The organism is Treponema sp. R8-4-B8 (assembly GCF_054786175.1).
Map to the genome: position 1 here is coordinate 1 of NZ_BDHE01000431.1, position 439 is coordinate 439.

1 protein-coding gene is annotated in these 439 nt (G+C 51.0%); it reads right to left on the minus strand.

Annotation, left to right across the window (positions count from 1 at the left end; genetic code table 11):
• Window positions 1-125: 125 nt before the first annotated feature.
• Window positions 126-439 (minus strand): phosphorylase family protein (locus ACYVRA_RS09105; RefSeq protein ID WP_461252387.1); only part of this gene is annotated, 314 nt, incomplete at its 5' end.

Genomic DNA, 439 nt, shown 5'->3' on the forward strand with positions numbered 1-439 from the left:
AGTGTAGTCCGTACGAAGGCTCCTACTTCCATGCCTGTGAAGGCACTAGTGCCTCCAACTGGCGTGTCTACCAATTCCACCATCCGGGCTTGCGTTACTTTATCGCGTTTTTAAACAAACGTCAACTAAGCGCTAATTGCCGTCTCACGGGCGACTTCAACCATGCGGGTAAAGGACGTTTGCCGCTCCTCGGCTGAAGTTGCCTCACCGGTTATCAGACTGTCGGAAATGGTCAGTATGCATAGGGCTTCACGGTTAAATTTGGCGGCTAATGTGTAGAGTTCCGCGCTTTCCATTTCAAGGGCAAGGCAGCCGTATTTAGCCCAGAGTTTCCATTCGTCCTTATCTTCTGAATAAAACATATCCTCCGCTACCACAGGCCCCGCTTTTGGCTGGTATCCTTTGGAGACGGCGATGTCCCACGCTGTTTTTAACAGGG